The organism is Trichodesmium erythraeum IMS101, assembly GCF_000014265.1.
Taxonomy (GTDB): Bacteria; Cyanobacteriota; Cyanobacteriia; order Cyanobacteriales; family Microcoleaceae; genus Trichodesmium; species Trichodesmium erythraeum.
On the sequence record NC_008312.1, the window covers coordinates 6586920 to 6613500 of the forward strand.

Below are 26581 nucleotides of genomic sequence, written 5' to 3' on the forward strand. Positions count from 1 at the left end.
TTAAAATACTCTTGTGTTTTAAGTGCAACTTGACCGTATTAGCTAGTTTCAATACCATCATCAAGTCCTAATTCCTGGAGAGAAACTTTGGTTTCATTAATATTTTGAGATGTAATGCTTCCGGTTACAGAAAAATTAATTTCTACTGTTAAATTAAAATCTTTTTTTGCAGCAAACCTACTCAGAACTTTTGTATAAAATTGCATCCACTTTTGAGGTGTAATTTCTCCTCGCCAAGAAATTATATTAGGAATATTTGATGTTTCACCTTCAGTAATTTCATTAGTTCTATCTGACTTGGTTAAACTACTATCGGTAATATTATAATTTTCCGATTTTTCTTGGAGATGAGGTAACTTAAGCTCTACAGTAAATTTGGCTTTAATGCTAATATATTCTACTTGAGCAGTAACTATAAAATTCCCCTCATCTTTCCCGGCTGTTAAAACACCATTGAAGTTAATTTCTCCTCCTGTAGCACTCCAGTTAATTTCTTCTACATTAATTGACCGGTTATATTGGTCTTTTCCTGTCACTAAAAATGTTTGTTTTTGACCAGGTTTTAAGAGAACTTCTTCAGGAGAAATAATTAATTGAGTTAATCTGGGGGGGTCTTTAATTCTAGCTTCATAATCTTCTGCTACTTCTGCTTTAATTACAAATACATCATCAGATATTTCTACATCTTGAACAGAAAAGTTGGGTTGATTAAATATAAAAGGTTCATAACCATTTTTACTTTTCCCCACATAAGCTAATAATCCTTCCCGTACTCCATGAACAATAGCTTCTGGCACAGCTTTAGCTTCTAATAATCTAGGAAAAGTTGGGGAAGCAAAAAAGGCATCCTGAATATTTTTAATACTCCATTCTGTAAAAACAGGCGGCCAATTTCTGAGTAAAAACCGAGGATGAATGACGCTTGTAATTTCTCCATTAGCCTGTAGACGATTGATAATTAAACTTACCATTGAGTTAGCTTGACTCGAATTAAGCATTCCTAAATCAATCCACTGAATCTCTTGAATCTCTGGAATCTCTGGATTTTTTCCCCACAAAGCAACAGATGTATAAGACTGCCAAACAGTTTCTTGTAATAACTTTTTCGACTTGTCAATATTTTCCTTAAGTTGCTGTTTTTGCTCGGCATTTAATTCTGTTTCTTGGTCGCTAATATCCTCCCAAGCTAATAAATTTCTGGCTCGTTCTCTCAGGAGATTATCAGGATTAGCCACCACAAAAATTATCGCACTCTTAAAAGTTCTAGCTGAACTACCACAATTTAATATTATTGATTCTATAAATTTGCTTGTCTCCTCATCAGAACGAACATATTCGGGACTTAAAATAGCTAAATTCAGCACTGGTCGGTTGGCAATACTATTAGTATATTCTGGAAAATAAACAACTTGAATTACCCCATTAGTAGTAAAAACTTTTTTAATTTCGGCTGCGACTCTTTCCTGTATTCTAGAACTTTGTATATTGGCTCGACGGTCTGCTAAAATTTTATTCAAGTTGGGAGAAATATTAAACCGATATCTATTCTTATTTACCAATAAATAATAACTTTCATTTTGCAATGCTTCCAAAACTGTTTCTACATTGACAATATCAAAATTTGGCTCTCCCACTGCTAACCTAATTTCAGGAATAGTTGCTTCGGTGTTTTGTTGACCGCCATTAGATTCAAAAAATATAGTAGTTGCGACTTTTCGATGGAGACGAGATTTTTTAATGGTTGCTACTGCTTCCTTATCTAACCGGATAGCATGAGCATTCTGCTTACCACAAATATCTGTGGTGACAGCACCCTCTAAACGCTCTTCGCCCAACTGATTAAATACTGCGGTGCGAAACAGAGGGTCGTCTAGGGGAGCATTACCCAAACCAATGAGTGGGTCGTTGTGAACTTTTCTGTAACTTTCTTGATAGGCACGAGCAACCCAGAGTGCTAATAGTCTCAAAATACCCCTAGTTCGTTGAAACCTTGGTAAAACTTGCCACTTACGCTCAAATACTGACAAAACTGTGGGGTGAAATGGGTAGGTAGCGATGAATGCTTTTTGGGCGTTATCAACGTTAAACCAACTAGGTATTTGCTGGTGGTGGGATATCACCCATTCAGCGTATTCATTACAGGTGGCGATCGCATCTCTGGGCAACATAATTTTACCTTCGGTAGTAACCGCTTCTTTATCCCACTCAAACAAACGACGACGGATAATTTCTGAAGTTTCTGACTCTGCTGACATAACTATAGCTTTTCCCAGACGGTCTAACATTTTTTTAAGTCGTTGTTCGTCTGCTTCGTCTGCTTGGGTATATTCCATTTCTGAAGCTGGAATAGACACCACTAAAACAACATTTTCTAAACTTCTAGCTGTTTCAGAAAGTGCCTGCAAAAAATTATAAAAGCGGTTATGATATTCACGACTGCGATAAGTAGAAATATAGTTAATAATTTCATCCATTAAAATTAAACAGGGTCTATCTTTTGGAAATAATTTCCGAATCACATCACCCTTGGGTTCGATAAAATTTTTCTCATGTTCAGCAACATAATTAAAAGCTGTTTCTCCTCCTAATTGAAAAGCAATTTCTCCCCAGGGAGTTTTCCGTAGCGGAGTACCATCATTTCCACCTCTACCAGTAATAGAATCAAATTGTACTCCTACAAAAACTGCTACTGCTGCTTCGGGAATAGAATTAATTTTTGCTGTTTTGAGAATCTTATCTACTCCAGTCCAATTATTAGCTAAACTGCCATTTTTTGCTAAATGATATAGTAAAGTTAAGGCGTGAGTTTTACCCCCTCCAAATTGAGTAGAGAGGTTAAAAATAGCTGAAGTACCGCTAGTTTCTCCAGACAAACGACGGACAACTTGAGATGCTAAGTCGGTCAGAGATTTTGTTAAATAAGTCCGTTCAAAGAAACGCTCCGGTTGCTGATAATCTACCGGAGCATTATTGTTACGAACTTGGTCGAGATGAATGGCAAATTCAGAAGTATCTAAAGGTTTACCTTCTCGTAAATCTTCTCTAGGAATTAAACCATCTATTTTGTACCATGCTTTAATTGCCATAATGATAATATTTTTCTCCTTTTTTTGTTCCTAATTGAAGCTATAGCCTCATTCTGCTAATTCTTAGACAGAACACTGTAGGTGAGGTTTAATCCGGCAAACAAACAAAGTTCAAAAAAGTGTAAATTTGCCAATATTCACCTCCATTAACCACCACTTAAAGAAATCGTAGGGAAATGTCAAAGCTGCTTCTCTACTTCCTACTACAACTAAAGTTTCTCCCTGTAAATCTAATCTTTCTCTTGGTAAAATAGGTTGTAAAATTTCCCGTTCTAAATAATTAATTAATTCTCTTCTTTCTCCAGCAGTTTGGCAATAACAAAATACCACCCGTAAAGCCACTCGCACACAGAGAACTTTCCACAAAGAATAAGCACTGCGTTCCCAATTATTTTCTAATTCTATAACTGCAATAGGAAACTGCCAGCGTTGAGCAGCACCAACAAACGCCATCACATCCATTGTTAAAAACTCATTAGTAGCGACTGGCAACAACTCTAGAGAATAACCTTTAGCTGATGCTTGCCATCCCAATGTTTGACAAGTAGAAACTACTACAGCAGTTAAAGCTGAAGTCCACTCCTTAAGTTGTTTTTGCTCTCCGGCAGTTTGGAGAGTTTGAGCATGGGTAGGTTGTTGTACGACTTGCCAAAAAGCCGATCGCCATTTTTCAGCTAAGTTAGTTTGCACTTTTGAAAATTACTCTCCCACTGACATCAAGACTTGATTCATTAATCTCTCTGATAGATACATTCCAGACAACCTTAACTGTTCTAAAACAGGACGTGCTTCTGAAATTACTCCACGTTGTTTGGCAGTTAAAACTAAACCCAAAGTACCTCTCACCGGAATTCCTAACGCTTGGGCACAACGACGAGCAGCTAAATCATCAATAATCACTTCTGTATTTGGGTGATGATACCCCCAACTCAAAACCTCTGATTCTCCTGCTCCTAAATCCCAACTTTGAATCACAGCAGGAATAGCAGGAGTTTGAGTCACAACTAACCAATCTGTTTGAGCTAACATTTGGGCAGTTACATCTGTGTTTCCGTAGGCTTGAATTTCTGTAGCTACTGCTTGAGGAACAATAATTTTTGGACTCAGCATTTGCAGGAAGTTGAGCAAATTTGCTTGAGTCAAAAAAATCAAAGGTGAAGTATTTACTGCCGGAAATTCAGCCACGCTCTAACTCCCGTTGCAAATCATTAAAATCAACATTAAACACATCTATTTTTTCCCTTGCTAAACTAGCGAGAAAATCTCGACGGTTTAACCCGGCAACTTGAGCTGCTTTTTCTTGAGAAATTTCCCCTTTTTGATACCAATATATAGCTGCTGCTAAACGCATATCCCGAACAAATTCTTCAGGAGCTAAACGGCGGGCAGAAAAAATTTCTTCTGGTAAATTAATAGTAATTTCTGACATGATTATTTATGTAAAATTACTGGGATTTAATCAGATAAAGTAGAAAATTTAATGGACATTTTAGACAATATCCTCATAACAATTTTACCATTACTTCTGCTAAAAACCCAATCCTTTTTTCCTTGCCAATATTCCCTCTAACCAACGTTTCTCTTCCACATTCTGAGGATATACCCGCAATAGGGCATCTGCTAAATTCCAAAATCTGGGGTCTTTGCCTACTCCCTCCTCTACTAATAGTCGTTTCACTGCTTCGCTACGTCCTGTTTTGTGTAACAACATGGTTTGATGTATCCGGTCTAATACGGTTTTGCCTATCTCAGCGATCGCTATATCTGCTTCTACTTCTATTTCAGTTTCTTTTTCTGGCAAAATACCTTCTAAACTTAGTTGTTTTGGAGTCTTACTTTTGCGTTTTTTAGTATTAGTAGTAGGGGCAACTTTTCCGATTAAATAATGACTCCTTTCTTGTACTGGTAAAAGTCTGGCTTTATTACCTTTTATTTCTACTAAATGGGTGAGGTTTTCTAGGTGCGCTCCTAAACCTTGGGCGATTTTGCGGGCGGTGTCAAACTCTAAGGCAAAACCTGTAGATTTTTGATTTTTGCTGGCGGGGGTGTCTTCCTCATCTTGGTCTGACTCTGTTTCTGTTGCTGATTCGGTGCTGCCAGTAGAAAGCGTCCATAACCAAATGACTGTGAGACGAGCGTCTGCTTCCAGGTTATTAGTGTCAGCTTCCGAGAATATCTGTTTTAAGGCTTCGTTTGCTACTGTTCCCCAGAGATATTCTAGGTATTCGCCCAAAGTGACTGGTTGCCCATTGACTTTTTCCACGCTGGAGTAACGAGAGAATATTTCTAGGGCGGGTCCGATACAAGCAAAGATAGCATCAGCACCGACTATACCTTCTGATGTCAGACGTGGCATCCAGTCTTGGATGCGTTGGGGTAGCTCTTGGATGATGTCGCGCCAGTCGCCGATATTGTTATTGTTGCGGGGTCGGCAAACAAGATGGATGGATGAGGCGAGGGCAGCAGAGTTTTGGGCGCGGGGTCTGTTGCCCCTTTCTGTGTCTATTGCCCAGGATGCGGTTATTTTCCAACCAGCATCTATCATTGCTTGTAGTTGAGCTTCCCATCCAGCAGTTGATTTGTGGGCAAAGACAATAATACCTATTCCGTCTGAGGATATGATGCGACATCCTTCTGCCATTGCTTTTGCCATCTGGGTTTCAAACCATTTGCCGTTTTTGTGTGGGTATCTTTTGGAATCCCATCCTGCCATTTCACAAATTTCATCATCTTTCGGAGTAGTTTCACTAGAAAATAAGTTGGGGTAGGTTTTGTTTAGAGTTCTTTTTAGCCAGACATAGAAAAAGTCGGATAAGTCAGCGTAGGGTACAGCGTTGTAATAAGGAGGATCGGAAAAGAAGCATTGAGTAAAGTCGTCTGGTAGGGGGTGACTCGCTGCATTTGCTTGTTGGGTTTGACCGGGGTCGGGTAATAATGATGCTTTGATGACGGATAAAACCCAACTGACAGCACCTTGCCAGTATCCGTCAGAACCTCCCACTAGATTTGTTTCTCCAAAATCCCAAAGCATGGGTAAAGCTTGCCTAGCGAAAACACCGTCTATTAACTCTCGACTGTTATTCCACTTTGATAGAGAGCAAAACTGATTAGTGCAGCGATCAACTGCCAAAGCCAAACAAGTCTGAATAGCGATCGCCAACCTTTCATCCTCATTACTAGCCAATTTTTTTCCCACTTCCTTAACTAACCTCACCAAAGTAGTTAAAGCTAAAGCTTGACGAGAAGAAAATAAACTTCCCCAGGTGTTATGTCCGTAAATGGGCGCATTAAAAACACCGCTCATAACTGGCACCGGTTCATCCGGCACCAAACTCAACTCCCCACCATACTCCAACTTCCGCCTTGCCAACTCCTCACCTGCCATTCTCACCGCTTCCAAATCTCTCTCATTGGGCAACCGATAAAACCTACCCTTCACCTTCTCCCTAGTCGTCACCACACAAAACAACCGGGCATCATCCGCACCCCCACCCCTTGCTTGCAACTGCTTTCGCACCGAAGCCACCGGAGTCGTAAACCCACAACAAGGACAAGTCGCTGAACCTCGTTTCACCGTTCCATCCCCAACATCTTTCCCTTTCACCTGCTCCACAATCTCAAAATCAACTCGCTTTTCCTCCTGCCGAGGAATCAACCGTAACGCCACCGACCGATTCTTTTTCTTTGCCAACCACAAACTCCGCATCAAAGGAACCTCCGCCCCACATCCAGGCCCCTCACAAACAATCGTCCGCGCCCAAAGATAAGCAATAGGTGTTTCCACATCCCCATTCTTAAGTGTTGCAGCAGATTTAGGATAAAACTCCCCCAATTCCTTTTCTGCCTCCTGCTTTATCCATTCTCCCCACTTACGCACCTCATCCGCCAAAGTTTGCCCATACTTAGGAATATATTCCAACACAACCTTATTTAACAAAACCGCCACCGGATTCAAATCAGAGGCAAAAGCATCTGCTCCTACCCGCAAAGCCTCCAAAGGAATCGCACCTCCACCCGCAAAAGAGTCAAAAACTACGGGTTTTGTATCAGTAATTCCTCCTAAAGAATAATGACTAATTTCTGTTAGTTTACGACTGGTTTGTAAATAATCTGGATGTGTAGAATTATCCCAATTAGCAAAGTCAGCAATAAAGTCTAATAAGCGATAACGGAGTATGTTTAAATGTTCTATTTTTTCTGGATTTAACTGATTTTTAGGTTTAGCTAAAACTTGCCATTTTTTTAGGTTTGCTGTGGAGCCATGATTATCTAAATTTTTATCAACTATTTTGGCAAAACCATTAATAACTTTTGCAGCCTCAACCCGAAACAATTCCGGGCAATTATCATCAACTGGGTCTAACCAAAGAGCAGCACAAATTACAGCCCGACAAGCAGCCAAAGGTCGTCTTGCCCACCAAATATGTAAGGTCGAAATATGACCGTGACGAATTGATTTTTCTCGTCTAGCATGGGCAGAGATTTGTTTAATTGGGAGGTCTACTTCAATTAAGCGTTTGGGATAATTTGTCATTTTAGTTATCAGTTATAATTTATCAGTTATATCATGTTTGGAGCATCAACTAAAATACACTTGCTCTCCCGAAATACCTATTGAATGACAAATACATAACTTCTCTGTTTTGTCAAGTTTTATCTTAAGAAAAATATTTATAAAGCATAGCTCTTTCAAGAGAATAAGAAAAAGAACATTCCATACTTCAAACCTCTCTATTACAAGAGTTACTAATAAATGACATAACAGACATCCTACCTGTTATGTCAGTTATAAACTATCCATTACTTTATTGATACTTTATTGACTAGCACTAATAATTTTACTTGCTTCAACCTGATAATGTTCAATCTTATTCAAAGGTTCCCACCCTAACTTTACCGGGTTATTAATCGTATAAACTTCTGAATTTGTCGCACAATTAAAAACTACATAAAGCCAATAATCTCCTTGCAACCTAGCAGCAGTTTGATACTCATTATTTGTTAAAACCACAGTACCTACAGTTGCCCTACCTTTTACCTCAATAAATCTTACACTAATAGCCGTTTGAATATCTTCGGGATGAGGTTTCCGAGAAATCAAATCAAAACCCCGATTTTGGTTTTCTACACTCTCCACTTGCCAACCCCTCCCCCTTTCATACTCCATTACCTTATCAATAGCAATACACTCAATATCCCGATCGCTCACCATAGGAGCTAACTCTGGAGAAGAGCGTTCTGGATGGGGCAAAACCAGAGCGCAACCATAATGATGCACCCCCGAAATAGCACAACTCGCCTCTTTTTCCAACTCCTCCCGGCGAGACTCCAACCTACCATTCAACTCAAACAAACGGTCATCCATCTGTTTTATTCGCCCATCTAACCCTGCCTCCTTAGAACCCGCTTCCTTTTCTGCGTGTAACTCAGCAAACTGGCATTGTACCCGGTCAATAATTGTATTCAAACTAATCTCTGTATGATTAAGAATACTCTTGACTTCCTGCTGACGTTGTGCTAAATTTTCTGCCAAGAATGGCTGCAACGCTTTTTCATATAGAGCCAATTCTACCCATTCTAACCTCGGTCTTTCCATATCCACCTCTGACAACTCCGACAATTCCGCCACAGCTAAATCTAAAAACACAGTAGGTTGACGTACTATCATTTCACCATCAGACCTTGTTTCTACTACAAACAACCGCTCATGCAGTTTCCGTCCCCGACCATCCACAATAGCAGCAGCAAACACATCTAAATAACTAGGTTTCCGGCGATGCAAATCATAAAATATTGCCCCCCGTTGTAAATCTTCCGTGACTATTTCCCCTACTTTTTCTCGCACACATTCAAATAAAGGATGCCCCGGTGTCACCCATTCCAAGGTAGGGTCACTTTTGAGTAAGTCCTTATCAAAGATAATTTTTTTATATTCTCGCCCTAGTTTGCCATATTGAGGTTCCAAGCGATCGCCCACAGACCACAAAGTACGAGGCAGTTTTCCCACTCGATAAATGTGGGAATTTTTCTTGACTTCCTTAGGATGAATACCTGCTATGGGAGCAGCTTTGAGAAAGAAATTTTCAATACTTCTTGGCATCAGTCGGTTTTCCTTAGCTTCAGTAGACTTACCTATTAATTTAGATAGGTTAAGCTCCCGTTTTGCTAATCCTTCTAAAGCTGAATTAGTAATTTTTTGAAAATGTTTGCTGTCTACCTGTTGGACAATTCTATCTTTGATACCATCCTCACTAATATTACGAGCATACATATCTCGTAACATCTTTTCTAGTTGGTTAGCAGGAAAAATATCTCCCAAAACATTAAAGACTTTACCCGTATTTTCGGGGTCTAAGTCAGCTTCGATGGCGTAAATACGTTCAAACAGTTTCCACAAAACCCTACCTTCTCTGGTATTAGTAGCAACAAAGTTAAAAATTAGACAGTCTTTTTCCTGCCCATAACGGTGAGTTCTACCCATACGTTGTTCTAAACGGACTGGGTTCCAGGGAATATCATAATTAATAGTTAGCCAACAAAACTGTAAATTAATACCCTCTCCTGCTGCTTCGGTAGCAACTAATATCTGTGCATCTTCACGAAACTCTCGTTCAGCGTAAATACGAGTTTGGGGAGTATCCCGGTCTCCTATTTTCATCCCCCCATGAATTTGAGTTACTGATAATTTCCAGCCTCGAAGTTTGCCAACCAAATAATCTAATGTGTCTTTATGTTCGGTAAAAATTAATAGTTTCATCTTCCGGTCTTGGAAAATACCTTTGCTAGTTATTATTTCTTTTAGCTTGACTAATTTTGATTCTATTTCCCGTTTTTCTAACTCTAAAGCTAAATAAATTAACCTGGTTAATTGAGCAATTTCATCTTGTAAATTTCCAGGATTTACTGAAGCTACTACTGACTCTAAACTTTCCCTGATTTTATTCTGTTCCTGCTCAGTTAAATCCTCAAAATCATTAGGCAAATGACGACTAATTTTTTGTTCTCGATAACCTTGAGGATCATCGATAATTTTTTGTCGTTTTTCTTTCATCCGTTCCAAACTGCGACGGATAGCAAACATACTAGAAGCAAACCGACGTTGTAGCATTGCCATAGTAAAACCTAATGCTCTTCCCCTAGCAGAATTATCTTTAGAAGCTTTAATTGATTGGTCTTCAACATAGCGAGTTAGAGCATCGTAAAAGTCTAATTCAGCATCATCTATTTGAAATTCAATAGTTTCTACTTTACGGTTAGGAAAAAGTTTTTTTACTTCCTTAGTTTCGGGGTCAGGAAATGTGACAAGTGCTTCTTTTGTTCGGCGTAAATAAAAAGGAGCTACATTGTTTACCATTGCCTCCTCTAAACTTCTCACATCCCCATAAACATCTTTATCTAATAGTTCTAAAAATAGACAAAAATTTTTAGGGTCACCTTTGTGGGGAGTAGCCGTCATTAATAAATAATGATCAGTCATTTCTGATAGTTTTTCTCCTAACTGATAAGCTAAAGTTTTTTTATCAGATTTATAAGCACTCATTTTATGGGCTTCATCAACAATAATTAAATCCCAATTAGAACGCAATAAACTTTCTTTAGCATCTTGAATCCGAGAAACCCAAGAAACAGAAGTAACAATTTGAGATTTTTCTTGCCAAGGATTATTACCATAATTAGCTCTGAGAATGTCACCTTTTACTACTTCAAAATCTTCTCTAAACTTATCCTTAAGTTCCCGTTGCCATTGAAAAGTTAGATTAGCAGGAGCTACAATTAATGTGCGTTGAACTAATCCCCTAATTTTTAACTCTTTCAACAATAAACCAGCCATAATAGTTTTACCAGCTCCTGGGTCATCTGCTAGTAGAAACCTAATTCGAGGTAACTTAAGAAAGTAATCATAAACGGCTTCTAACTGATGAGGTAGGGGGTCTACACGAGCGATCGCTAAGGAAAAATAGGGGTCATATTCGTAGGCTAATTTCCAACGTAAGGCCTCTACTCCTAAGCGAAAACTGGCAGAATTGCCATCAAAAAGTTTGGTCTTGGTAATAGCACTAAGAGAAGCAATTTGTTGAGGAGTAAGAATAGGGTCATAAACTTGATTTGTTTGAGTTCCTTTACCAATTAATTTGATAGATTCCCCCATATGATTTGTAGTAATTATCTGAACTGGTTCAGAGAACAAAGAACCTGTAATTATTATGTTTGGTTGCAGTTCTGTTATTTGCATTTGTTGCAGATTATTTTAGACTGGGGTTGACAATAGATAAATTCTACCCCGATGAGGTTTTATTATCAAAACTTAACTTAAAAAGAAAGCAGAGGATGGGTAGGAGTAATTTATGAATTGCTTCTTATTGTGCGTACCATATTGGAGAGTTTTTAAATCGGTGCTGAGTACCCAATTCGCAATCGCAAGCATCTTCTCTTGAAGTTCTCGCAAATTATCTAAAATTATAATTTTTTTTGAAAAAAAATACTATAGTTCGCGTCATAAAGTGCAAGTTTATAAAGTTTTGTAAAGTTGCCTCTCACTGCCTGCTACCGTTTACTTTATCCTATTAGTAATACCATATAGAAAACTATACAGGTTTTGAAATAGACTAAGTTCTTCAAAGAAATTAGGCCCTTTTGGTGTGACAAAGCTCTTGGTTAGATAGAGGATTAGTTTTGTGTAAAGAGGCAAAGCTAAACCAGGATAAACAGGTTTTTGAGCCTATCCTACCTAGGAATGTCAAAATTGTCTCTGACAACTTGTCGAAAATAGTCAAAGAGATTATATTAGTAATGAAACCCAAGAACTGATTGATAAATTAAAATAGAGAAAAAATTAGTTTGGCTGGTATAATCCGTGTAATAGGTATGTCAAAAAAATAGCCCCAGAATTACGTCAATAATAAGTATGCTCAGGTTTCACGCTCTATTAAATGTACTAAAAAAAACCGGTAAACTCACCATTCAATGTGATGAAATGTGGTCATTTATAGGCAATAAAAATAATAAACAATGGCTGTGGTTAGCGATTGATATAGAAACTCAATAAATTGTGGGTTTCTACTTAGGGGAAAGAGGAGAAAAAGGGGCAGCATAGATTATGGAATTCTAACCCACGGTGTCTTAAGGCCGTGTGCAGTTTGTTATACAGATTTTGGGTCAGCTTACGAGCTTGTTTTTCCTGATTACAAGACATAAATCAGTGGGGAATATTCAGGTTGAACAACTTATATAGAAAGATTAAATAATACTTTGCGTCAAAGAATTTCTCGGTTGGTCAGAAAGACTTTATCCTTTTCTAAAAAGCTTCGGTCCCATCTAGGAGATATTTGGTATTTCATTAATCATTATAATGAAGCGATCGCTTCACTGTAATTTTATCACTACATATACAGGAACACCTAAATTTAAAAGTGCAGACCATATTTTAACCAAAGTAAATAACATGACTAGGGCGAATAAATTAATCGGACTTTCCCCATTATTTGACCAAAGAATTGTAGAACTAAGTTTAGAAATTCTACCAAAATATAAATTATCCGGCGCAGATGAAAAAGCAGTATTAAAACAAGCAGTAGCAGACCTATTACCAGAGAAAATATTAACCCGTCCCAAAAGTGGAATGATGGTACCTGTTAACTTTTGGTTTCGTAAAATATGGCAGCGTCGAACCAAGAATTTATTGTTAAGTAAAAAAGCAGCGATCGCTCCCTATATCAATCAAGATTTAATCAAAGATTGGTTAAATTATCAGGGAGATACTTGGAGGCGTTATGGAATTAAACTTTGGTTATTAGTTAGCCTATAAATTTGGCTACAAGTTAATCGTAAATAAACTAATATAAGCTAGACTCAATAACAAAAAAATCACAATTATTGGTAAGTTTTGTTGTAGCAGTAAACCCAACATATATATATAATAGAAATCGGTTTTTGTTGGGTTTACCTAGAGCTTAACCCAGCCTAAAGTATTATGAGTATAGCTTCAAAAAACATAGAAAATTTAGACTTGACCAAAACTATCAGATGCAAAAAAACCTATATTTTGACTACTACTATGTAGGTACGTTCCATGGAACGTACTCACTGTAGTCTACTAAAATAAAAAGCGCTGTATTGGTTGATATATCCCTTGAATTATTATCAGGTAGATGAAAAAAATCATTACTTGTTTACCCCTACCATCATTCTTACCTTTGACTTTCATTTCCCATGTCGTTTTTGATGCCACTGCCAAGCATGACTAACTATTTCCTTAACCTCTGGATATTTCGGAGACCAACCCAACACTTTCCTGGCTTTCTCACTACTCCCTACCAAAATAGGTGGATCTCCAGGTCGGCGATCGCGCTCCTCCACTTTAAACTCTCTACCAGTTACTTGCTTCACAGTCTCTATCACTTCCCTAACCGAAAACCCATTACCATTGCCCAAATTAAAAATATTGCTCTCACCACCATTCAACAAATATTCTAACCCCAAAACATGAGCATCCGCTAAATCACACACATGAATATAATCTCGAATACAAGTACCATCAGGAGTCTTATAATTTGTGCCAAAAATTGATATAGAATCTCGCTTGCCCAATGCTGCAAACAATACCAGAGGAATTAAATGAGTTTCCGGGTTATGATCTTCCCCAGTCAAACCATTAGGATGTGCTCCTGCTGCATTAAAGTAGCGAAAACAAACCGACTTAAAATCATAAGCGATCTCAAAATCTGCAAGTATTTGCTCTATCATCCGCTTACTTGCACCATAAGGGTTAATTGGATTTTTCGGATGATCCTCGGGAATAGGAATGGTTTGTGGTTTCCCATAAATAGCAGCAGTTGAAGAGAAAACAAACTTTTTTATGGATGCTTTAAGCATCGCTTCTAATAATGTTAGTGTCCCAACTACATTATTGTGGTAATATTTCTGCGGATCCTTTACTGATTCACCGACAAAAATATATGCTGCAAAATGCATTACTGCAGCAATGTTGTGAGTAGCAAAAATTTTATCTAATAAAGAGCGATCGCTAGTATCCCCAACAATCATTTCTACCTTCAGGACATTTTCTACAATGTCCCGATGTCCATAGACGAGGTTATCCAAAATCACTATATCATAACCTGCATTTTGTAAAGCCTGAACTGCATGGGAACCAATATATCCTGCTCCCCCACTCACTAAAATCGTTGGCTTGGTTTGTGACACTTTTTCAGTTTCCTTTTAAGTATTAATTTAGCCTTGGTACTTGGCACTTATACCCCAATACAGTTCACTTAAGGATTTTTTTAGGCAGTTTTTATCATCTGGGGAGCTACTCTAATAGTTCCATACATACCTGAGTTTTGGTCTCATCTGAACCCTATTGAATCATAACCGGAGCCACCAAAAAATTAATCTTAAAAGATCCCTACACTATATTTAATTCTTTCTTATCACTATACAGCAGAAAATTTCCAATCTCTTTGAGGAGATTGGAATTACAGAAAGCTACTATCAATCTGGAAACTTTTGTGTTATGCTTTTAATACGAAATGTTTTTGAATAACTTGAGGAATTTCTGCTGAACGAATACGACTATATTTAGCTTTCTGGGGCATAACTATTATATTGGGTCCAGCTTTACATTTTTTCAGACATCCTGTCTTCTTGATTTTTACCTGGTCTTGTAAATCATGCTCGCTCAATGCTTTAGACAATGCTTTACAAATTTTACTTGCACCTCGTTTTTCACAATCGGATTTTTGACATACCAAAATTTCAGCTTTTTTACCTACACATTTAGCATTACCTTCAGTCGTTTTTTGAGATTTACTAGATATCTCCTCAGTATCGGGCAACTTCATTTCTGTTAGTTGACTTGATGACTTTTCAAGTAATGCTACAGGCTGACTTGGCCATATTTCTGTAGCTTTTGCAGTAAAATCTGGTGTAATCTTAAAAGCCTTAAGCTCTTCTTCACCAGTTTTTTTACATAATGCCATTTCACCTTTGATTTTCACCTCTAAACCTGGTGTTAATACTGATGAAAAGTTTCGCCGTAAATGCTTGGCTACTTTGACAACATAATTATTTCCGGCCAGTGTCTCTACATGAACATATTTCAGCTTGTAGCCATCCTTGATAGTAACTTCTTGGACTTTTCCTTCCAGGCTGAATTTTTTCTGACGCTTGAATTTAGACATTATTGGTTGCTGTATGTTTACTAATAGTTATCTGTGTAGCTTGGGATAAGTTTAATTACTTAGATATAAAGTTTTTTATCTCTACTTTACAGATAAATACATTACTTTTTTCCCTAATTAATTCATGTTATTAATTAGGATATTAGCTAACCTCCCAAGAACTTTGTAACAGTTGAACTAATTCATAACGATGGGCTGTGAATTGTTTCAAGACACTTTCTAGTTGATTAGCTTCATTTGTGTTTTTTAGATGTACTTGTAATGGCTTTTCTGGTTCACACCAACAATCAATATCTAATTCTTGTAAACGTCTATATACTTGCCATCTATCTACACAGCTTACTTCTACAATTTCACAAATTCCTGGCTTCTGGTTAAATGTACTCATTTTTTAACAATTGAAATATTTTCGCACTAAATTTATATGTAAGCTCTGGTGGAATTAGAGTATATTTCTACCAGTCAGCCTTTATCCTTGAGTATACAATACTTAAGAAATTTTCCCAATAGTTTGATAAAAACTAGTTTTTAACTCATAATGTCTTTTATCTGTTAACCTGACTCTGGTTGACTCTCCTAGTAACTGTGGTAAACTTAAAACTACTAGCAATCAAAAAGCGCTAGACTAGAATAGATAGACTAAGTTAATTTACAAATAAGGAATAAATAATATGTCTAACGGCACAACAGCAACTCCAGTACAGGCATTTGGTCAGATTGCTGATAACCCTATTGGATTAGAAAAAAGTGTTACTGAACCTGTATGCGAGGGTATGAATGTAGCTTTGGCCAGTTGCCAAGCTTTATACCTCCAGTATGAGAAACACCATTTTGTCGTAGAAGGAGCAGAGTTTAACCAACTACATGAGTTTTTCAAAGAAAGCTATGAGGAAGTTAAAGAGCATGTCCATGAGATGGCTGAGCGTTTAAATGGTCTAGGTGGTGTTCCAGTTGCTAGCTTTGCTAAGTTAGCTGAGATGTGTTGCTTTACTCCTGAAGAAGATGGAAGTTTTAATGCTCGTAATATGATCGAACACGATCTAAAAGCAGAGCAGGATGTAATTAAGTTATTACGTCGCCTAGCTGCGCAAGCTGAAAGCTTAGGCGATCGTGCTACTCGTTACCTGTATGAGAAGATTCTACTGGAGACAGAAGAGCGTGCATATCATCTAGATCACTTCCTTGCTCCAGATACACTAGTAGTATTGAACTAAGTTAATTATCCTAGTTAAAAACCTGCAAATTCTAGAAAAATGAACAGAGTAGATATAGATAGGTAGATACAACACCCGGATTTTTGTTTGTAAGATCACAGTTTAATATAACTTACAAAAACCTAAACTTTGGTAGAGGTAGCCAAAAATTTAAGACATTAAAGTTTCATTTTTTGCCTTTTCATCTTCTTAGAGGAAGAAGATGTTATAAAGCACCTGGCAGAGAGGTACAGTCATTCTCTCTGTCATATTTTTTTGCTAGATCTAGTTGAACTAGCTGTTAATTTAATTATAACCATGTTGCAAAAATTTAGCAACTACCTTGAAAAAATTTTCTTTTTTGTTAAATTTATTACTGAATTCCGTCATTTTATTTTACTAATTGATTTAAACCAGCTATCGGGAATAACTAGCTTGCATTTGTTTTGTTATTACATATAATCCATAGTCCAATCCGAGTAATTGATTTTATTTTGTCAAAAGTCAAAATAAAAAAGTCAAAATAAAAGAATATGACTATATAACCTTAAATCTATACTATACCAATTTCCCAAAATAATATTATATTTTTTTAATAATTCAATTATTAAGTAAAAATTAGGTCTAATAATGGATTTAACTGTTCAAGTCTCTAATTACATTAGAGCAATATACTTATTGATTTGATCCAATAAAAAAAAGTCTGAAGCCAAGGAAGTCTCACCAAAAAAAAATAATATTGTCCATCTTAGCAACTAAGCACTAGGTATGAAGCGAAGATATCTCAATTCCTAATAACCCTAAGACCTAGGGACATTTCATAGTGCCATCTACATCAGAAAATATCTCCTACGTCTACAATACCATAGTATTAGGGAAAAACGATATAATAAGGCCACTTTTAAGTATAGGAAGTAGGAAAAACTCCTGTAGATAAAAGTTGGCAATAATAAAGGGGCGAGGGCAGTAATTTAAGCCACCCTATATATGCTTGAAATTCTAGTATTACGTCTTTTGGTTAGGACTGGGAAATTTTGCTTGTAATATAACAGGCAATAGGAGATGGGGAACAGAGAAATGTCCTAACCGATTTGCGTATTGCTATAGATTTGTTGCGTCGGCAATACAACTAATTATTAAGGGAGGGGATCTTTAGGGGATCTTTAGAAATGAAGAAAACCCTTGTCCAGTTAATGTTGGTCTATTAATAACGCCAATTCCTCAACTCAGAGATAATCAAGATTATTACTCCCAGAAAAAGGATTTGCTAAATACCAAAGACAAATTTCGAGAGTACAAATTAATTCATTCTCAAGTATTGCAAGATTGCATTAAACAAGTAAAACTAGGCTTTGATAGGTGTTTTAAAGTAGATAAAAATGGGCAAAGATTAGGGAATACTCAAGATTTAAAGGAAAAGGTTGTTATCGTAACTTCACTTATCCTCAAATAAAGTCAGACTGTGTTTAAGGAAATAAAATTAATTTACCCAAAATAGGTAAGGTAAAGTTAATTAAGATGGTTTTAAATAAAAACAGTTACTATTAGCCACAAAGCTGATGGGTATTATGTTACCATGTAGTTCAAGGATAAATCAGTTCCCACCTTGACTGCTGTTGTCAAACCTGCCTGGGATAACACTTTGGCTATTGATTAGGGTTCTGAAAGATTTTTTTGATAACCAAGGAAGTAGTATGACTTCCAATTCCTCAATATTACCGAAAGTCTCAGAAGTGGCTAAAGACTTTACAAAAAGGTTTATCTTGAAACAAAAAAGGCAGCAACAGATCGTTAAAGGCTTTCAAGTCAGTAGGTAAATAATATAAACAAGTGTGAATAGTATAAAAGCACTTTAGTGATAGCAGGTAGATTTTATCCGAGTTCTCAGATATGTTCTCACTGTGGGTATAAACAGAAAATGCTATTACATAAGAGAACTTATGAATGTGACAACTGCGGTTTGAAAGCAGACAGAGACTTTAATGCTGCAATAAAGAGCAAAAACTATGTGAATAAGTAGCTTGAGTCAAAAGCGATTTTGTTTCCTGAAGATGTAAGAAATGAGCTGGCTTAGTTTAACAATGTTAGGATTACTCATAGTTTTGAGCAAGTGTAGTTAGGAGTATTGACTTAATCAAAGAATAACGATATAATAGGCAAAAAAATATACTATTTAGATAAATAACCCGGAAAATACATGAAATCCATCAGGAGCAAACTAAAATTAAATAACCAGCAAAAAACTCTGATGGCTCAACACGCAAGTTATAACAGATGGTCTTATAACTGGGTTTTAAATTGGTGGAATGTTGCTGATAAAGATGGTTATCAACCATTAGCCATTAAACTCAGAGAGGTTTTGACGAGCCACACAAAACCTCTTGAACCCTGAATAAAAAATTTTTCCTCTAAAACTGAAAAATTTATATAGTAAGTTTTTGAGCAGTTTCAGTTTTTATTTTCCAATAATTCTATTCGTAGAAGGTAAAAGTCAAGAGTCAGTAGTAGGTTTGATTTAATTTTTCTTATTAAAAATATGGCAAAATCCCTAAAACCTGAGGCATTTTTTCAAGCACCAGGAGTCATCCTTGATGTTCGCAGTCCTGCTGAATATACTCAAGGTCATATTCCTGGCGCTGTTAGTTTTCCTCTATTTAATAATGAAGAACGGGCTTTAGTAGGAACTTGCTACAAACAAAAAGGTAAAGATGAAGCAGTAGAGTTAGGGTTAGCGATCGCTGGTCCGAAATTAGCTGATTTTGTTGCCTATGCTAAAATTTTAGCTCCAGACCGTCAAGTCAGAATTCACTGTTGGCGTGGTGGAATGCGTAGTGCTTCAGTAGGTTGGTTACTAGAAACTGCTGGGTTTAATGTGGCTCTACTCATGGGTGGTTATAAAGGGTTTCGGCGTTGGGCACTTTCTTTATTTTTAGTTCCACAAAAAATTATTGTTCTGGGTGGAATGACTGGCAGTGGCAAAACTGAGATTCTGCATGCTTTAAGAGATATGGGGGAACAGGTATTGGATCTAGAAGCTCTTGCAAACCATCGGGGTAGTAGTTTCGGAGCTTTGGGGCAGTTACCTCAACCTACTAACGAGCAATTTTGGAATAAGATAGCAATGGAGTGGGGAAAGTTTGATTCCACTCAACCTTTATGGGTTGAAGCTGAGAGCAGAAGTATTGGGTTGTGTCGTATTCCCCAGGAAATTTTTGAGCAAATGGAAAAAGCAATAGTTATTGAAATAAGTCGTAGTCGTCAGGAAAGAGTGGCATTTTTGGTAGAAATATATGGGGATGCAAATATTGATGATTTGATTGCTGCTACCGAACGCATTCGTAAACGCTTGGGAGGTCTGCGAGCGCAAAAGGCAATTGATTTTGGTAGAGAAGGCAATTTAGTAGCAGCTTCAGATTTAATTCTTCACTACTATGATAAAACCTATACTTATGATTTGGAAAAAAGGGGTGGTTATATTTATAAAGTTAATGTTTCTGGTTTATCAAATCTTGATGCTGCAGTGTTGGTACAACAAAAAAGTCAAGAGATTCAATAATTCAGTTATTTATCATTAGTTAATTTTCCTGATTTTTTTTGTCAATTTTTTTTTAGTCAAATAAAAATACTATGTCTGGTTAAATATCCATAGATATAGCTTTAATGAGTCACCTATCATATCAAATCTGGTAGCATGGGAGTAATTCAACCTAAATTTTTACTCCACCAATTGTATAGTAGTCAAAGCATAGCTTAAGACATCAATTTCTGTATAAACCGAAATTGAGAAGAGAGAGAGCGTCTTAAGCTTTTGTTAGATTTCTATATTGGGTTAGGACTTACACAACAACACTAATCATAGTTCAAATACTCAAAAACTACACTATATATAGCGTTACTATGTAATTCCTGTAGGTTATAGCCTTGATGAGAAACTGCTGTTTTCAAAGAAGTTGACAACCCTCAAACAAAACTGCTTCTAGCTCCTCAGGGCCAGCAAATGAATAATTTGCTATCAGTTCATCAATTAGAGGCCATAAGCCCTCTGCAGGTTGTAAATAAGAGTGAGTAGACGGGGTCATTACTCTAAGTACAAGCCCAAAGGAGTTTTTAACTCTGAACTTGTATGCCATCCAGCTGTGTTAATGGTTAAGAGGTGATTTATAAAGATAATCTCAAGAAAGCTTTGTCCAAGTCAATAATGGTGTTCTTCTTAATCAGACTATTGTAACTAATAAACTGCCTATTTGCGATCGCAAATCATCAACATCAACACCAAATTTAACCCCCCTTCAGGCAGCTCGCTGAGGTAGGTGTGAATTGGTTGCTTACGCTTGGTTCTAATTCTTACCATTGTTCATTTTTCCCTAGGGAGTGCAATAAAAGTCTTGGATAACAAGAACTTCCTGATCCTGTGCGAATATTATCCAAAATATATTTCATATCCCATCAAGCCAAATACAAATTATACAAACCTAAGTGTTAGTTGTAGAGGCAACTCACCCGTAAGCTACACGCAAGTTACTATTAGTTCAATAACTACATCCCAGTTATTATTAGATGAACCCCTACCTATACCTCTTGTGTTAGTTTACCCACTGCTCCATTACCATTACAGTAAGCCCAAATGTCAGACTCCTTCTTTGTTTATCAGAAGCATTATACTCCCACCAATTGCTGAGAATGTACTTGGTACTTGGACTTATAATTAGAAGCGCCCCTTGGACTTATTCATATCTACTTTGGTGTAGGTTTGTTGCGTGTTCGCAGATGTTTTATCACCATATTTGCTTTTTTTGTGCAACAAAGCCTTATACTACTTATCTGTAGCGTTAAATGTGAAATAATTTTCTCAATTTACTTAGAGCGTTAAAGTTTTAAATTTTTAACATCTTACTTCCAAACTTGGGGTCATGACTGTTTCAAATAGCAATAAGTTAGAGACTTTCAGATTCTGTAGCTGGGCCGGAATACGAAAAACAGGAAAATACAACTAAATTTATTCATATTTAGAGTATAATTTTAATTTTTACCTGAGTGTAATTTCTAACGAAAGCAAATCATATTAATAAAATTTATTAATAGGCTCAAATAATTGTGGGATAGCTTCGATAATTTTTTATTTTTGTAAGTTGGGAAATTTCTTCTGGCAGTCCATCTAGCTATCGGTGCTTTGAAATTTTTGACACCGAAAATCCTTAATAACCTACCCATCCCCCTCAAGACTTGTCTGTCTTTTAAGAGAGAGAATGAAACAGCCCTGCCGAGGGGTAAGGGGGAGGTAAGGAGGTTAACTTCTGTAAAACAGTACAACAATTTTAACCAGGTGGAGTTATCCCCTGTTTAAACAACCTTTGCTTCACAATGCTAATGCTTAAAAGCCATATTGTGCATTTAACTTACTCAAAGCTTGTACCCTGAACCTACACAAGCATTACCGCACCCATTAAAGTGACGGCTGTTACCAACTCTGCCTTGTTATTTGATAACAAGACGCTTATGGTTGATACTTTGGAGTATTTTGCCTGCTCGCACATAGCACTATAACAACAAGAATATCCATTTTTTGATATTTTTTAACTTACCAGTAGCCATCAAAACAGATGGCTTTTAGTTCTTCATTGGGCAAGAGTGTTCCTTATCAAATAAGTTACTAGTTATACAAATTATGATTTCACTTTTTAGCAGTTCTCAAGTAATTGACCAAATTTATTGGAAAAACTTTTTTGAACTACATAATTACATATCAGTAATTTTAAAAAGGTTTGTGTTTTGGTTTTTAGGTAAATATTTTTCCTCATAGGGTGATGACTACTTCTTATTTATCCCACTAGGAAATTGATCTATCTGAGCTACACCATAGAATGTAACTTCATTTCTTCCTACTCGTAGTCTATCTACTCGCAATTGAGTATTTTCTAATGCAAATTTATCTAAATCTAGTAAATTATTAACATGATTAACTAGAGATTTACTTAGGTCTACTGATTCTTGATTACCACTATATTTGACATTAACAAATTTTATTTTACGTCGCTTCTCCGCTTCAATATTAGCAGTAAAATCAACGTCTATAGGTTTATCTGAGGTTCCCACCCTAATTTGAGTTTTAATTCTGAGAGCTCTATCTTCTGTTATATTCATTTGAGTATTTTGAAAATGTAGGGGTTGTCCATCATAATTAAGCCTTTGGAGTTTCTCTAACACAAATGGAGTATTGAAAGAAGTAGTCAAATCTGACTCGGTTAATACTGTTCTCAGAGTTGCCTGGATGGGCTGCCTTAGTTTGACTTTACCTGTAAAAATTGCACTGAAGTCTATTGATACAGCTTGCAGGTAAAGTTCCATGACTTCGATGCGAAGGCCATTATACATCTGCATTCCTTTACCTATAAAGTCAAACCCATCCAGACTACCCTGTAATAATTTGGCCACTGGTTCTGCCCGAACATTGGCTTCGACTTGATCCGAGCTCTTAAACAGTGCTGCTATTGCAGCTCCTGCCACTTTGCTCACTAGGCGATCGCCTTTTTGATTCAGTATTGGTGTACTGGTAAACAATGCCGTCACCATAATTTTTTAATCTGCTTTTACTATTATAACCTTTTTGTGAATAATTGTAAATTTAACTTGTACTTATGCACTTTATAAGTTTAACTTTTGGCTTAATCAAGAGATGTACCTTCAAAAACGAGAAAATCAAACTTTTAAATGCATAAGTCCTCTCCTTGGAGACACAGCGGTTTCAAAAAGCAATAAATTAGAGATTTTCGGATTCCGCAGCCAGGCCAGACATGAAAAAGAGGAAAATACAACTAAATTTACTGACATTTGGAGTATAACTGTAATTTAAACCTAAGTGTAATTTCTGATGAGAGCAGCTTATATCAATGAAAATTGATTCATGGACTAGATTATGGCATAAATTTGGTGATTTTTCGTTTTTGCGCTTTTAGGAAATTTTCCCATCTTCTACTTTTCCCCCTGGACTCCATCTCCCCAGATGTCTTTTAAGAAAAATATTACAGCCCTAACTCTTTCGAAGGGGTAAGGGTGGGTTGAATTTTAACTTAATCAAGAGGTGTACCTTTAACACAAGCATCTGTTAGTAATGTCCCAGTCAAGTCAGCTTGTTCTACTGAAGCACATAGCAAATTAGAGCTTTGTAAGTTTGTGCCCCTAAGTACTGCTCCACTTAGATTAGCCTCTTCTAAATCTGCACTAGATAAATCTGCGCCAGAAAGATTGGCATTGCTCAATTCTGCCCGAAACAAATTTGCTTTACTCAAATTCACTCCTCGTAAGTCAGCCCCACGAAAATCAATGCCACTCAGGTCCAAATTATTAAATATAGCTCCATTTAAGAAAGCTCCTGCAAAGCTAGCTTCCCTGAGTTGAGCATCAATCAAAATAGCACCCCGTAGGTCTGCATTGCGAAAGTCTGCTCCTCTTAAGTCAGCACCAGTAAAGTCAGCACCTCTAAGATTAGCCCTCAGTTTTGCTTTCTGTAAATTAGCACCAGCAAAATTAACCCCAGGCAAGTAAGCTTGGTAGAAATCTGCTTCTGGGAGCATGGCCCCTGTTAAATCTGTACCTGGAAGATGAGCATTTGCCAAAAGTTTAATCTTGCCAATTCTAATGGCTGAAATGTCAAGAGATAATGATTTATTCATGGTTATTTTCATTTCGTTATTAGGCAGATTAATTTGGGGATGGATAAAAACCCATACCTTTTAGGTGGGGGATACGCAAACTCCCAAATATAAAGATAAGTAACATAAGATTGCCTAAATTTTACAATTAACTTTTTAAAATTAAAATAATTTTATTAAAGTATAGTTAAATATTATACTCAAGAATAAAGTTATATAGTCTTATTAGTTAAAATTATATAGAACTTATGTAAAATAATATATTTCTCTTATTATAAGGAAGGGCTACGGGTCGCAGTCTATCAGGACAGTAATTTCAGGACAATACTTTCGCAGTAGATTGGTAAGTCCTAATTAAAACTACCTAATATTTACAATATCACCAACACAGTTTTTAAATAAGAAGTTGCAATGACGCGACTTTAAAATAATCAGTGATGGTATGTTTGATAGTGTTTTTTTAGTAAATCCTCGCCAAAATCACCATCGAACTCACGCCAGACTGTGTGAACATGGGGAGCATCAATATTTGTGTCTACAAAATTGTCATACTCAATTAAATGGTTCGTGGTACAAAGTCGGTAATAGTGTGGTTTTCCCTTTTCCAATGAGCCTACCCAAACAAAGACCAGTGTCTCAATTTCTGTCAGTGGTGAATTGTCCAGATTTTTGATCAGCTCAGGGCGAAATTTATCAATATAGACTTTAATCAGATCTTTGATTTTCTCTTGTTGAGTTAAATTCATTTCACTGTATTTCAGACCTTTGCGAGGATCTAAAATATTTGTGTCTACTTTCGTCAAATCAGAAATTTTAGAAAAGATCTCTTTTGGAGGCGCTTCTTGGATAAAGGCTTTTTTTAATTGATCATCTGTAAGGGATTCTGCAATTTCTTTGACTAGATTTTCTTCATCTTTTAGAACCATTAGACTATCTTTAAGAACCTGAAAACCTTTGTATTCTCCTTTCAAAACCACAGTTGGGACTGCCCCATAAAAAGTTGGTGTAACAGATAAGAGATGGCCATTTACCAGAGTAATATTAATGGAAATGTGATGACCTTCAAAACTCCAAGCCCAGGTTTTATCCTTTGAAGGAGTTCCGAAAATAGAGACATAGTAGAGTTCTGGGTCAAAGAAAGGCTTTTTTGGGTTCAAAGAAAATATAACCTTTTCAAGCATCCTGACATTTTCCGTCGTGAGAATACCTTTTGCACTTAAAGCTGTTTCAAGAAGGTTCACAACCAGCTTTTTTTGATTTGAATTCATCTGTTTCATCGCCAAACCAAAGCGCTTTTTATCAGGGCTGCTTAAGGGAAGGAAATAGTCGGGAAGGTAAGCCCAGTCATTCCTGTTTTCGTGAGAAAATTCTGCAAAGGCCTGAGATTTTTGATCTCGAGTGAGTGAACCAAGAAAACTATTAGCCGCTTTTATCATGTTACTTCCCGAATAACTTAGCATGGAATCAGTCTCAGAGTATAGAGTCCGATCTTTTTGCTTTGAATTCATCTGTTCCATAACTAAACCAAGGCGCTTTTTTTCAGACTTGACGGACTTATCGGGGAGAAAATCCGAGCCATTCCTTTTTTTGTGAGAAAACGGTGCAAGAGGTTTAGATTTTTGCTCTGCACTCAGTAAATCAAGAAAGGCTACTAATGCTTTTTTGATTTCATTTCCCGGATTATTCGAGCATGAGACAAGGCTCAATACTAATAAGATCATGACAAATAATTTGTTCAATTGTCCCATTTATAACTCCTTCTTTACAATCTGAAAAATGATTTTCTATCAGTAAAAAAATACCATAAGTCTATCCCACTAATAAAATTTGAGAGCAGAAAAGCAACTGGAATACTCCAAGATTCAACGGGGGGCTGTGACAGTAATGCTTGAATAAATTTATTGGGTAAAAATAATTTTTTTGTTGAAAAAAACATGAGATGATAAATGAAAAACACTTTATAAATTGGTCGAACTAGTATCAATGCCGACCCCTATGTGGAGATTGCCCTGCTTCAACTGAAGAAGCTAGAAATATTATTCGTCAAGCAGTAGAACCGAAAACAAAAATCAGAGTATTTGGTTCAGGACATTCTCCCAGCGATATTACCATGAGTAATTACGATTTGATTTGTAGCGATCGCTTGAATCAGATTCTAAATATTAACTGGGACAGTAAAACTATTGTAACTCAGGCAGGAGTTACCCTAAAAGAGTTGAGTTAAGGCCTAGGCCAACATGGACTAGCTTTGCCCAATCTAGGTTCGATTTCCGATCAAACTGTAGGAGGTGCAATAGCAACAGCAACTCATGGTACAGGATTAAATTATGGGATACTCTCAACAATTATTCAGGAAATTACACTAGTAATAGGTTTAGGAGAAGTTATCAAAATCTCCAAAGATGAAAATTCTCAACTATTTAATGCGGCAAAATGCCGTCAGGGAAGTTTCGGATAAGTTATAGAAACCCTGA

At 36.7% G+C, this 26581-nt stretch carries 16 protein-coding genes and 3 pseudogenes; 7 read left to right on the plus strand and 12 right to left on the minus strand.

The features are described 5' to 3' along the window. Positions 1-38 precede the first annotated feature (38 nt). From TERY_RS20600 to TERY_RS20625, 6 genes are all read right to left on the minus strand, one after another. Positions 39-3086 carry an ATP-binding protein gene (locus TERY_RS20600; RefSeq protein WP_011613597.1) on the minus strand — a complete coding sequence of 1016 codons (3048 nt, stop codon included), beginning with the start codon at positions 3084-3086 and terminating at the stop codon, positions 39-41. A 111-nt stretch (positions 3087-3197) separates the two neighbouring features. After that, entirely contained in the window at positions 3198-3776 is a 579-nt protein-coding gene (locus TERY_RS20605; protein ID WP_011613598.1) for a hypothetical protein, read from the minus strand. A gap of 9 nt (positions 3777-3785) precedes the next feature. Continuing rightward, positions 3786-4271, minus strand: coding sequence for a DUF3368 domain-containing protein (locus TERY_RS20610; protein ID WP_011613599.1), 486 nt, complete (start codon positions 4269-4271; stop codon positions 3786-3788). Further along, a complete protein-coding gene (locus TERY_RS20615; protein WP_011613600.1) occupies positions 4264-4515 on the minus strand; it encodes a UPF0175 family protein in 252 nt (83 codons plus the stop codon). Before TERY_RS20615 ends, TERY_RS20610 begins: the two co-directional genes overlap by 8 nt. Positions 4516-4614: 99 nt before the next feature. Further along, on the minus strand, positions 4615-7620 hold the full coding sequence (locus tag TERY_RS20620; RefSeq protein ID WP_011613601.1) for a DUF1156 domain-containing protein: 3006 nt from the start codon (positions 7618-7620) through the stop codon (positions 4615-4617). 282 nt (positions 7621-7902) lie between these two features. After that, entirely contained in the window at positions 7903-11319 is a 3417-nt protein-coding gene (locus TERY_RS20625) for a helicase-related protein (protein WP_011613602.1), read from the minus strand. Between the two features lie 520 nt (positions 11320-11839). Between TERY_RS20625 and TERY_RS37545 the strand changes: the two are divergent. Both TERY_RS37545 and TERY_RS20635 read left to right on the plus strand, forming a co-directional pair. After that, positions 11840-12458: pseudogene (locus TERY_RS37545) on the plus strand (IS1 family transposase); the annotation flags it as partial. Then, positions 12436-12891, plus strand: coding sequence for an asparagine synthase-related protein (locus TERY_RS20635; RefSeq protein ID WP_011613603.1), 456 nt, complete (start codon positions 12436-12438; stop codon positions 12889-12891). The pseudogene TERY_RS37545 and the gene TERY_RS20635, both read left to right, overlap by 23 nt. A gap of 395 nt (positions 12892-13286) precedes the next feature. On the opposite strand, the gene galE is transcribed toward TERY_RS20635, so the two are convergent. The 3 genes from galE to TERY_RS20650 all read right to left on the minus strand — a co-directional run bounded on the left by galE (position 13287) and on the right by TERY_RS20650 (position 15653). Beyond that, complete coding sequence (gene galE, locus TERY_RS20640; protein ID WP_011613604.1) at positions 13287-14288, minus strand: UDP-glucose 4-epimerase GalE; 1002 nt, start codon at positions 14286-14288, stop codon at positions 13287-13289. 308 nt (positions 14289-14596) lie between these two features. Continuing rightward, positions 14597-15265 carry an NAD(P)H-dependent oxidoreductase subunit E gene (locus TERY_RS20645; protein ID WP_011613605.1) on the minus strand — a complete coding sequence of 223 codons (669 nt, stop codon included), beginning with the start codon at positions 15263-15265 and terminating at the stop codon, positions 14597-14599. Positions 15266-15407: 142 nt separating this feature from the next. Then, positions 15408-15653, minus strand: a complete 246-nt coding sequence (locus TERY_RS20650) for an Asr1405/Asl0597 family protein (RefSeq protein WP_011613606.1) — start codon at positions 15651-15653, stop codon at positions 15408-15410. 283 nt (positions 15654-15936) lie between these two features. Between TERY_RS20650 and TERY_RS20655 the strand changes: the two genes are divergently transcribed. The 4 genes and pseudogenes from TERY_RS20655 (at position 15937) to mnmH (ending at position 20014) form a co-directional block, all read left to right on the plus strand. After that, positions 15937-16479 (plus strand): Dps family protein, encoded by a 543-nt coding sequence (locus TERY_RS20655; RefSeq protein ID WP_011613607.1) that lies wholly within the window; start codon positions 15937-15939, stop codon positions 16477-16479. Between the two features lie 1819 nt (positions 16480-18298). After that, positions 18299-18478, plus strand: a pseudogene (locus tag TERY_RS31335) (zinc ribbon domain-containing protein); the annotation flags it as partial. Between the two features lie 228 nt (positions 18479-18706). Beyond that, positions 18707-18850, plus strand: a complete 144-nt coding sequence (locus TERY_RS20665) for a hypothetical protein (RefSeq protein WP_370495981.1) — start codon at positions 18707-18709, stop codon at positions 18848-18850. 144 nt (positions 18851-18994) lie between these two features. Further along, the gene (gene mnmH / locus TERY_RS20670) at positions 18995-20014 is read left to right on the plus strand and encodes a tRNA 2-selenouridine(34) synthase MnmH (RefSeq protein WP_011613608.1); all 1020 of its coding nucleotides are present in this window, start codon (positions 18995-18997) and stop codon (positions 20012-20014) included. 2252 nt (positions 20015-22266) lie between these two features. Here the strand turns inward: mnmH and TERY_RS20680 are convergent. The 3 genes from TERY_RS20680 to TERY_RS20690 all read right to left on the minus strand — a co-directional run bounded on the left by TERY_RS20680 (position 22267) and on the right by TERY_RS20690 (position 25855). Beyond that, positions 22267-23028 (minus strand): LmeA family phospholipid-binding protein, encoded by a 762-nt coding sequence (locus TERY_RS20680; protein WP_011613609.1) that lies wholly within the window; start codon positions 23026-23028, stop codon positions 22267-22269. 497 nt (positions 23029-23525) lie between these two features. Then, the gene (locus TERY_RS20685) at positions 23526-24128 is read right to left on the minus strand and encodes a pentapeptide repeat-containing protein (RefSeq protein ID WP_044136971.1); all 603 of its coding nucleotides are present in this window, start codon (positions 24126-24128) and stop codon (positions 23526-23528) included. Positions 24129-24538: 410 nt separating this feature from the next. Continuing rightward, a complete protein-coding gene (locus TERY_RS20690; protein WP_011613611.1) occupies positions 24539-25855 on the minus strand; it encodes a DUF3500 domain-containing protein in 1317 nt (438 codons plus the stop codon). A 269-nt stretch (positions 25856-26124) separates the two neighbouring features. On the opposite strand from TERY_RS20690, the pseudogene TERY_RS37550 reads away from it, so the two are divergent. Further along, a pseudogene (locus TERY_RS37550) lies at positions 26125-26565 on the plus strand (FAD-binding protein); the annotation flags it as partial. Positions 26566-26581 lie beyond the last annotated feature (16 nt).

Bases quoted from the DNA above. Each gene is read 5' to 3' on its own strand.
- TERY_RS20625 (WP_011613602.1), bottom strand. From the start codon at position 11,319: ATGCAAATAACAGAACTGCAACCAAACATAATAATTACAGGTTCTTTG.
- TERY_RS20680 (WP_011613609.1), bottom strand. From the start codon at position 23,028: ATGGTGACGGCATTGTTTACCAGTACACCAATACTGAATCAAAAAGGC.
- TERY_RS20645 (WP_011613605.1), bottom strand. From the start codon at position 15,265: ATGTCTAAATTCAAGCGTCAGAAAAAATTCAGCCTGGAAGGAAAAGTC.
- TERY_RS20600 (WP_011613597.1), bottom strand. From the start codon at position 3,086: ATGGCAATTAAAGCATGGTACAAAATAGATGGTTTAATTCCTAGAGAA.
- TERY_RS20620 (WP_011613601.1), bottom strand. From the start codon at position 7,620: ATGACAAATTATCCCAAACGCTTAATTGAAGTAGACCTCCCAATTAAA.
- TERY_RS20635 (WP_011613603.1), top strand. From the start codon at position 12,436: ATGAAGCGATCGCTTCACTGTAATTTTATCACTACATATACAGGAACA.
- TERY_RS20665 (WP_370495981.1), top strand. From the start codon at position 18,707: ATGGCTCAACACGCAAGTTATAACAGATGGTCTTATAACTGGGTTTTA.
- TERY_RS20690 (WP_011613611.1), bottom strand. From the start codon at position 25,855: ATGGGACAATTGAACAAATTATTTGTCATGATCTTATTAGTATTGAGC.
- TERY_RS20685 (WP_044136971.1), bottom strand. From the start codon at position 24,128: ATGAATAAATCATTATCTCTTGACATTTCAGCCATTAGAATTGGCAAG.
- TERY_RS20615 (WP_011613600.1), bottom strand. From the start codon at position 4,515: ATGTCAGAAATTACTATTAATTTACCAGAAGAAATTTTTTCTGCCCGC.
- TERY_RS20650 (WP_011613606.1), bottom strand. From the start codon at position 15,653: ATGAGTACATTTAACCAGAAGCCAGGAATTTGTGAAATTGTAGAAGTA.
- TERY_RS20655 (WP_011613607.1), top strand. From the start codon at position 15,937: ATGTCTAACGGCACAACAGCAACTCCAGTACAGGCATTTGGTCAGATT.
- mnmH (WP_011613608.1), top strand. From the start codon at position 18,995: ATGGCAAAATCCCTAAAACCTGAGGCATTTTTTCAAGCACCAGGAGTC.